Origin of the sequence: Limnohabitans sp., assembly GCF_046052765.1 — a bacterium.
In the GTDB taxonomy this organism is placed as follows: domain Bacteria; phylum Pseudomonadota; class Gammaproteobacteria; order Burkholderiales; family Burkholderiaceae_C; genus Limnohabitans.
The window spans coordinates 1-6,860 of the sequence record NZ_JAVLFQ010000039.1 but is presented as its reverse complement, the minus strand read 5'-3'; the positions used below and the strand labels follow the sequence as shown (position 1 = coordinate 6,860).

8 protein-coding genes are annotated in these 6,860 nt (G+C 52.4%); 6 read left to right on the top strand and 2 right to left on the bottom strand.

Going from position 1 to position 6,860, the window contains the following annotated elements; all coding sequences use genetic code 11:
• The 3 genes from rplM to erpA form a co-directional block, all read left to right on the top strand.
• Positions 1 to 398, top strand: a 398-nt coding sequence (gene rplM, locus AC9UG7_RS05070; RefSeq protein ID WP_509585064.1) for a 50S ribosomal protein L13, incomplete at its 5' end; no start/stop codon positions are given.
• An 11-nt stretch (positions 399 to 409) separates the two neighbouring features.
• Complete coding sequence (gene rpsI / locus AC9UG7_RS05065) at positions 410 to 802, top strand: 30S ribosomal protein S9 (RefSeq protein WP_509585062.1); 393 nt, start codon at positions 410 to 412, stop codon at positions 800 to 802.
• A gap of 179 nt (positions 803 to 981) precedes the next feature.
• The gene (gene erpA / locus AC9UG7_RS05060; protein WP_509585060.1) at positions 982 to 1,347 is read left to right on the top strand and encodes an iron-sulfur cluster insertion protein ErpA; all 366 of its coding nucleotides are present in this window, start codon (positions 982 to 984) and stop codon (positions 1,345 to 1,347) included.
• A 47-nt stretch (positions 1,348 to 1,394) separates the two neighbouring features.
• Here the strand turns inward: erpA and AC9UG7_RS05055 are convergent, their stop codons facing one another.
• Both AC9UG7_RS05055 and AC9UG7_RS05050 read right to left on the bottom strand, forming a co-directional pair.
• Positions 1,395 to 2,498, bottom strand: a complete 1,104-nt coding sequence (locus tag AC9UG7_RS05055) for an anhydro-N-acetylmuramic acid kinase (RefSeq protein WP_509585058.1) — start codon at positions 2,496 to 2,498, stop codon at positions 1,395 to 1,397.
• Between the two features lie 11 nt (positions 2,499 to 2,509).
• Positions 2,510 to 3,844 carry a M23 family metallopeptidase gene (locus AC9UG7_RS05050; RefSeq protein WP_509585055.1) on the bottom strand — a complete coding sequence of 445 codons (1,335 nt, stop codon included), beginning with the start codon at positions 3,842 to 3,844 and terminating at the stop codon, positions 2,510 to 2,512.
• Positions 3,845 to 3,989: 145 nt separating this feature from the next.
• On the opposite strand from AC9UG7_RS05050, the gene tyrS reads away from it, so the two are divergent.
• The 3 genes from tyrS to AC9UG7_RS05035 form a co-directional block, all read left to right on the top strand.
• A complete protein-coding gene (gene tyrS, locus AC9UG7_RS05045; protein ID WP_509585052.1) occupies positions 3,990 to 5,225 on the top strand; it encodes a tyrosine--tRNA ligase in 1,236 nt (411 codons plus the stop codon).
• Positions 5,226 to 5,255: 30 nt separating this feature from the next.
• Positions 5,256 to 6,191 (top strand): cation diffusion facilitator family transporter, encoded by a 936-nt coding sequence (locus AC9UG7_RS05040; RefSeq protein WP_509585050.1) that lies wholly within the window; start codon positions 5,256 to 5,258, stop codon positions 6,189 to 6,191.
• 55 nt (positions 6,192 to 6,246) lie between these two features.
• Positions 6,247 to 6,860: DEAD/DEAH box helicase (locus AC9UG7_RS05035; protein ID WP_509585047.1), on the top strand; the 614-nt coding region annotated here is incomplete at its 3' end.

Here is a 6,860-nt window from a genome sequence, read left to right as displayed (position 1 = left end):
TGACGCATGAGTGGTTTGTGATTGACGCCACCGATAAGGTGCTCGGACGGATTGCCAGCGAAGCAGCCCTCCGTTTACGCGGCAAGCACAAAGCCATTTATACGCCCCACGTCGATACCGGCGACTACATTGTCGTCATCAACTCGTCAAAGATTCGTGTCACAGGCAACAAGGCCCTCGACAAGATGTACCACCGCCACTCCGGTTATCCAGGCGGTATCTCCAGCACCAATTTCAAAGACATGCAAGCCAAGCACCCCACACGTGCGCTTGAAAAAGCAGTCAAAGGCATGTTGCCCAAAGGTCCTTTGGGTTTTGCCATGATCAAAAAGCTCAAGGTCTACAGTGGCGCCGAGCATCCCCATACCGCCCAACAGCCTAAAGTGCTGGATATCTAAGGAGCTATGAAATGATTGGTGAATGGAACAATGGCACAGGCCGTCGCAAATCCAGCGTCGCCCGCGTGTTTCTGAAAAAAGGCTCCGGCAAAATCATGGTCAATGGCAAGGACATCGCTGAATATTTCGGCCGTCAAACCTCAATCATGATCGCCAAGCAACCTCTGTTTTTGACTCAACATGCCGAAACTTTCGACATTCAGATCAACGTACAGGGTGGCGGCGAATCCGGTCAAGCCGGTGCGGCCCGTCACGGCATCACACGTGCATTGATTGATTACGACGCTACGCTCAAACCCGCATTGTCAGCAGCTGGTTTTGTTACCCGCGATGCGCGTGAAGTGGAACGTAAAAAAGTCGGTTTGCATGGTGCTCGTCGCCGCAAGCAGTTCAGCAAACGCTGATCCTGTCGCAGACAAGTTGTTTGCCATCAACCGCCAGAGCCTGTGTTCTGGCGGTTTTTTTTATGCGAAATCTGTTTGGCTGCCTCCAACGACATCTCGGCCTAAAACCTTATAGCGGTTATTGTTGACTGAAATAGGTTACTATTAGCGCTCAAAGAACATCAAATATGGAGTGCGCCATGAGTGCCTTAGCCGAGTCTATACCTTCCGTCATGCCTGAGCCGATAGTCTTCACTGACAGCGCAGCGGCCAAAGTCGCTGACCTGATTGCTGAAGAAGGTAACCCTGAACTGAAACTGCGCGTGTTTGTGCAGGGCGGCGGTTGTTCCGGTTTTCAATACGGCTTCACTTTTGATGAGATCACCAATGAAGATGACACTGTCATGTCCAAACATGGCGTCTCTTTGTTGATTGATGCCATGAGCTACCAGTATTTGCTTGGCGCTGAAATCGATTACAAGGAAGACTTGCAAGGCGCTCAGTTCGTCATCAAAAACCCAAATGCCACCAGTACCTGCGGATGCGGTTCTTCATTCTCAGCCTGATTTTTTTCAGCTGAGCAACAAGCCGGGCGTGTCCCGGCTTTTTTCATTTATGCAGGATAAATCGCACCAAGCACCCTGGGTCCTCTGGCGCCTGTGACCGCCGGTAGATTACCCGGTAGGTTCAAACTGGTTTGGCGTGCCAGCCAAGCAAACGCTGCGGCTTCCACTTGCAACGGCGGCAAGCCATGTAGCTCAGTGCTTTGGACAGTCATACCAGGTAAGAATTGTTGAAGCATATGCATCAAACAGTGGTTGTATGCGCCACCGCCACAGACCAGCACACTGGCCGCCGTGGGCGCGTATCGCCTTACATCATTTGCACAAACTTGTGCGGTTAAAGCCGTGAGTGTTGCTTGAACATCGGCAACCCCTGTGTTTGGAAAACCAGCCAACTGAGTGTTCAGCCAATCGGCATGGAATGTATCCCTGCCGGTACTCTTAGGTGGTGGTCGGTGAAAAAACGGCTCGCTCAAACATTGGGTCAATAAATCTGGAATCACTTGTCCAGAGGCTGCCAAAGCACCGTTGCGGTCAAAGGCTTGGCCGGTATGTTGCTGGCACCAGTGATCCATCAGCACATTACCCGGGCCGCAATCAAAACCTGTCACTGCCAAGTCCATCAAAACGCTGAGGTTGGAAATTCCGCCGATATTGAGCACAGCCACAGTATGACCAGGCTGACCAAACACATGTTGGTGAAACGCAGGTACCAGTGGTGCGCCTTGACCACCGGCCGCCATATCTCTGCTGCGGAAATCAGCCACCACACGAATGCCAGTCAACTCTGCCAGCAGCGATGGATTGTTGATTTGTAAGGTGTACCCGATGCCGTCATGCAACCCGGGTTGGTGTCTGACTGTTTGCCCATGCGCGCCTAGGGCTGAAATAGCTGTTGGCTGATACCCAGTCATTGCCAGTAAGTCTTTCACTGTCTGTGCATAAATATGCGCGAGTTGGTTGGCAGCCAGTGAAGCGATATGCAATTCATCGGCACCGCTGCTGTTCAGATGAAAAAAGGTTTGACGCAAGGAATGAGGAAAAACCTGACTGCTGTGGCTGAGGACGCGAACACCATTTGAAAAATCTACCATGACCGCGTCCACACCATCCATTGATGTGCCTGACATCACGCCAATAAAAAGCGTGGACATGGTTGGAATACTCAGGGTTGGGTATTGGCAACTGCCATAGACGCCGAGGCCAATTGTTTAGCGACGTCCGAGGCTTGGCGGTTGAATTGATCGCGCGCGTAAGCAGGTACAGGAATAGATTCACTTTGACGCGCCAGTTGCTGGGGGTCTTTGTGTACGCCATTGACGCGGAATTCAAAGTGCAAATGAGGTCCGGTCGCCCAACCAGTAGCGCCAACGAGGCCAAGCGTTTGCCCTTGTGACACAGATTGACCGCGACGCACCAGCATTTTGCTTAAATGGGCATAGACGGTGGCGTGTCCATTGCTGTGTTTGACAACGACCGCATTGCCGTACCCGCCCATATTGCCAGCGCTCTCGACCACACCAACGCCGACACTGCGAACCGGTGTGCCTTGGGGTGCTGCGTAATCAACCCCAAGGTGGGCACGCCAAGTTTGAAAAATAGGATGAAACCGCATGCTAAATCCGCTGCTGACGCGTGAAAAAGCCAGAGGAGATGCCAGATAGGTACGACGCAGACTTTGGCCAAGCAGGTTGTAATAGCCACCAGATTTGGCTGGATTCTCTTGAAACCACATGGCTTGATGCGATTTGCCCTTGTTAACAAATTCAGCGGTCAATACTTTGCCGGGCTTGAGCATTTCCCCATCTGCTTCAAGGGATTCATAAGTCACGGTGAAACGATCGCCCTTGCGCAATGCGCGATGAAAATCAATATCACCAGAGAAAATTTCAGCCAATTGCACGGCGATGCTGTCAGGTATGCGCGCATCATCAGTTGCAGCAAACAAAGACGTTTGAATCAAGCCGCCAGTCAAGCGCACTGAGGGTTTGAGTTCACCTTTGTCGCGCAAAGCAATGAAACCTTGGTTGGTGTGTTCAATCACCAATCGTTGAAAAGAATCGTTACTGTCAGTCGCCCAACGCGCTGTCAATTTCAACAGGTGGTTGTCGTCATCCACTTCGGCACTCAGCATGCGTGCGCCTTTGCCTAGCAGACCTTCGCGCACCAAGGGGTGATTGCGCATAAAGTCTGCGGCTGATTTGTCAGATATGCCCAATCTGGCGAGCATGGATTCTGCTGTGTCACTGGCACGTGATGTACCTGTCCTGTAAAGCCGAAGTTTGTCTTTGCTTAAACTGTTGATTTGGCTGTCCAAAGTGAGATTGCTGACGGACTCAACCAATTGCTGAATGGGTACTGCAGTCGGATTGACTGCACTGAAACCGGCAACAGCAAACGCACCACTGGCCAAAAACATAGCGAGCACACCTATGCGCATCAACCATGAAGAGGTGGTGGCGGTTTGATCAGTTGGATTGGAATTCTCGATGTGCGGCAAAACGGGTGTCCGGTGGGTAAAGAGACGCAGATCAAACTGGCCGCTTTAGAATGAAAGAGTAAATCTGTTGCCGCGCCGCTGGGACATGGCTCAAAAAGCAAGAGTATACAGGCCACGCCTGATGGCAGCAAGCCCAAAATCACTTATGAATCAAGCATCTAAGACCGAAACCTCCGTATCTGCACAAGTTGAACAAGCGCTGGCTGTGTCGCTGCGCGGATGCGAAGAATTGCTACCCAGGGATGAATGGCTCAAAAAGTTGCAACGCCACGAAACATCCGGCCAACCATTGCGTATCAAACTAGGCTTGGATCCCACTGCACCCGACATACATATAGGTCATACCGTGGTGCTGAACAAAATGCGCCAGTTGCAGGATCTGGGACATCAAGTCATTTTTTTGATCGGCGATTTCACTTCGCTGATCGGCGACCCTTCCGGGCGCAACAGCACACGTCCGCCTCTGACGCCTGAGCAAATCAAACATAACGCCGATACCTATTACAAGCAAGCCAGCATGGTGCTTGACCCTGAGCGAACTGAAATTCGTTACAACAGCGAATGGAGTGAGCCTTTGGGTGCCAGCGGCATGATTCAACTGGCTTCCCGCTACACGGTGGCACGCATGATGGAGCGGGACGATTTCCACAAACGTTTTCACGGCGGTCAATCGATCAGCGTGCACGAGTTTTTGTATCCATTGATGCAGGGGTATGACAGCGTAGCGCTCAAGAGTGACCTAGAGTTGGGCGGCACCGATCAAAAATTCAATTTGCTGATGGGGCGACATTTGCAACAGGAATATGGACAAGAGCCGCAATGTATTTTGACCATGCCTTTGCTCGAAGGTTTGGATGGCGTCGACAAAATGTCCAAGAGCAAAAACAATTACATAGGCATCACTGAAGACGCCAACACTATGTTTGCCAAGGTCATGTCGATCAGCGATGTGTTGATGTGGCGCTGGTTCACCTTGCTGAGTTTTCAAAGTCTGCAAGACATTGACAAGCTGAAAGTTGAGATTGAAGCCGGGCGCAACCCGCGTGACGCCAAGGTCATGTTGGCCAAAGAAATCACAGCGCGTTTTCACACGAAGGCATTGGCTGACAGCGCCGAGCAGGATTTTGTGAACCGCAGCAAAGGCGGTATTCCTGATGAAGTGGCAGATGTGCATTTGAGCGGCGCACCGTTGGGCATCAACGCCTTATTGAAAAACGCAGGTCTGGCGCCATCAACCAGTGAAGCTGGAAGATTGATAGAAGGCGGCGGCGTTCGCATAGACAGTAGCGTGGTCAGTGACAAAGGCTTGAAGCTGGGCGCAGGAACGTATGTGGTGCAAGTCGGAAAACGCAAATTCGCGCGTGTGCATCTCAGTATTTGATTTCGCGTGAAGACAACCGGTATCCAACCCATGAATGCATTGAATCACTGGTTATTGAAGCTCTCGCCCACCACCTTGTTGTGGACTTCGGTGGTGGTGGCCATCATCACCATCATCATGAAAACCCTGGCCTGGTACATCACCGATTCGGTCGGCTTGTTGTCGGACGCCATGGAGTCTTTCGTCAACCTGGCCAGCGCCATTTTTGCGTTGATCATGGTGACCGTGGCGCAGAAACCCGCTGACGAAGAACACCCTTACGGCCACCACAAGGCCGAGTATTTTTCATCAGGCTTTGAAGGCGTGTTGATCATGGGCGCGGCCGCTGCCATCATCTGGGCTTCGGTACACCGCGTGTTTGATCCGCAGCCCGTGGTTGAACTCGGCTGGGGTTTGAGTTTGTCAGTGGCCAGCTCGGCATTGAACGGCCTTTTGGCTTGGGTGATGTTCAAGGTGGCCAAACAACAGCGTTCTATCGCGCTTGAAGCAGATGCCAAACATTTGGTCACCGATGTATGGACCTCAGGTGGCGTGGTCATCGGTTTGTTACTGGTGCTTTACACCGGTTGGCTGTGGTTGGATGCCGTGGTTGCCATGGGTGTGGCTGTGAATATTTTGAAAGAAGGTTTTGATTTGATCTGGCGCTCTTCCCAGGGGCTGATGGATGAAGCGGTCGAGCCTCAGATACAGGCCGATATCCACCAAGTGTTGCAAGGCTTTGAGCACATGCGCGGTGAAGTGCAAATCATCCGCTTTGACCACATCACTACCCGTCAGGCCGGGCAACGCCGGTTTGTGGACATGCACATGCACATGCCGGCCAGTTGGTCACTGGGACGCGCAGCGGCTTTGCGCACTAGTGTCGAGCAGGCTTTGATGAGCGCGGTGCCGGGACTGCGCGCCAGCATCCAGTTACTGCCGAATGATGTGGAAGCGCATTTTGATGATGTGCGGGATTTGAAATAACTGTAGGTTTGACTGATTTGAAATATTGAAAGTGATGCAGGCCGATAATCCCCGCATGACCTCTTCTTTTCGCACGCTCACTCTTTCCCCTGACACCCTCAACAACCTCGATCAACTGGGCTATGCCGAGATGACGCCAATTCAGGCGGCGAGTTTGCCCTTAGCACTCGCCGGTCAGGATGTGATTGCCCAGGCCAGCACCGGCAGCGGCAAAACTGCAGCCTTCGGTTTGCCCTTGGTTGAAAAGCTCACCGCCAACTTTCATGCGGTGCAAGCACTGGTGTTATGCCCGACCCGCGAACTCGCCGATCAAGTCACCACAGAAATACGCAGGCTGGCGCGCGCCACGGCCAACATCAAAGTCGTGACCTTGTGCGGCGGTGTGGCCTTGCGCGGTCAGGAGCAAAGCCTGCAACATGGCGCGCATGTGGTGGTCGGTACGCCCGGGCGCATTTTGGATCACTTGACGCGCGGCAGTTTGCGATTGGATTCAGTCAAAACATTGGTGCTTGATGAGGCCGATCGCATGTTGGACATGGGTTTTTTCGACGACATTTCGCAACTCATCAAACAATGCCCGGCGCAACGCCAGACGCTGCTGTTTTCTGCTACTTACCCCGAAGGCATAGGCAAGTTGTCGGCGCAGTTCATGCGCCAGCCGCAAACCGT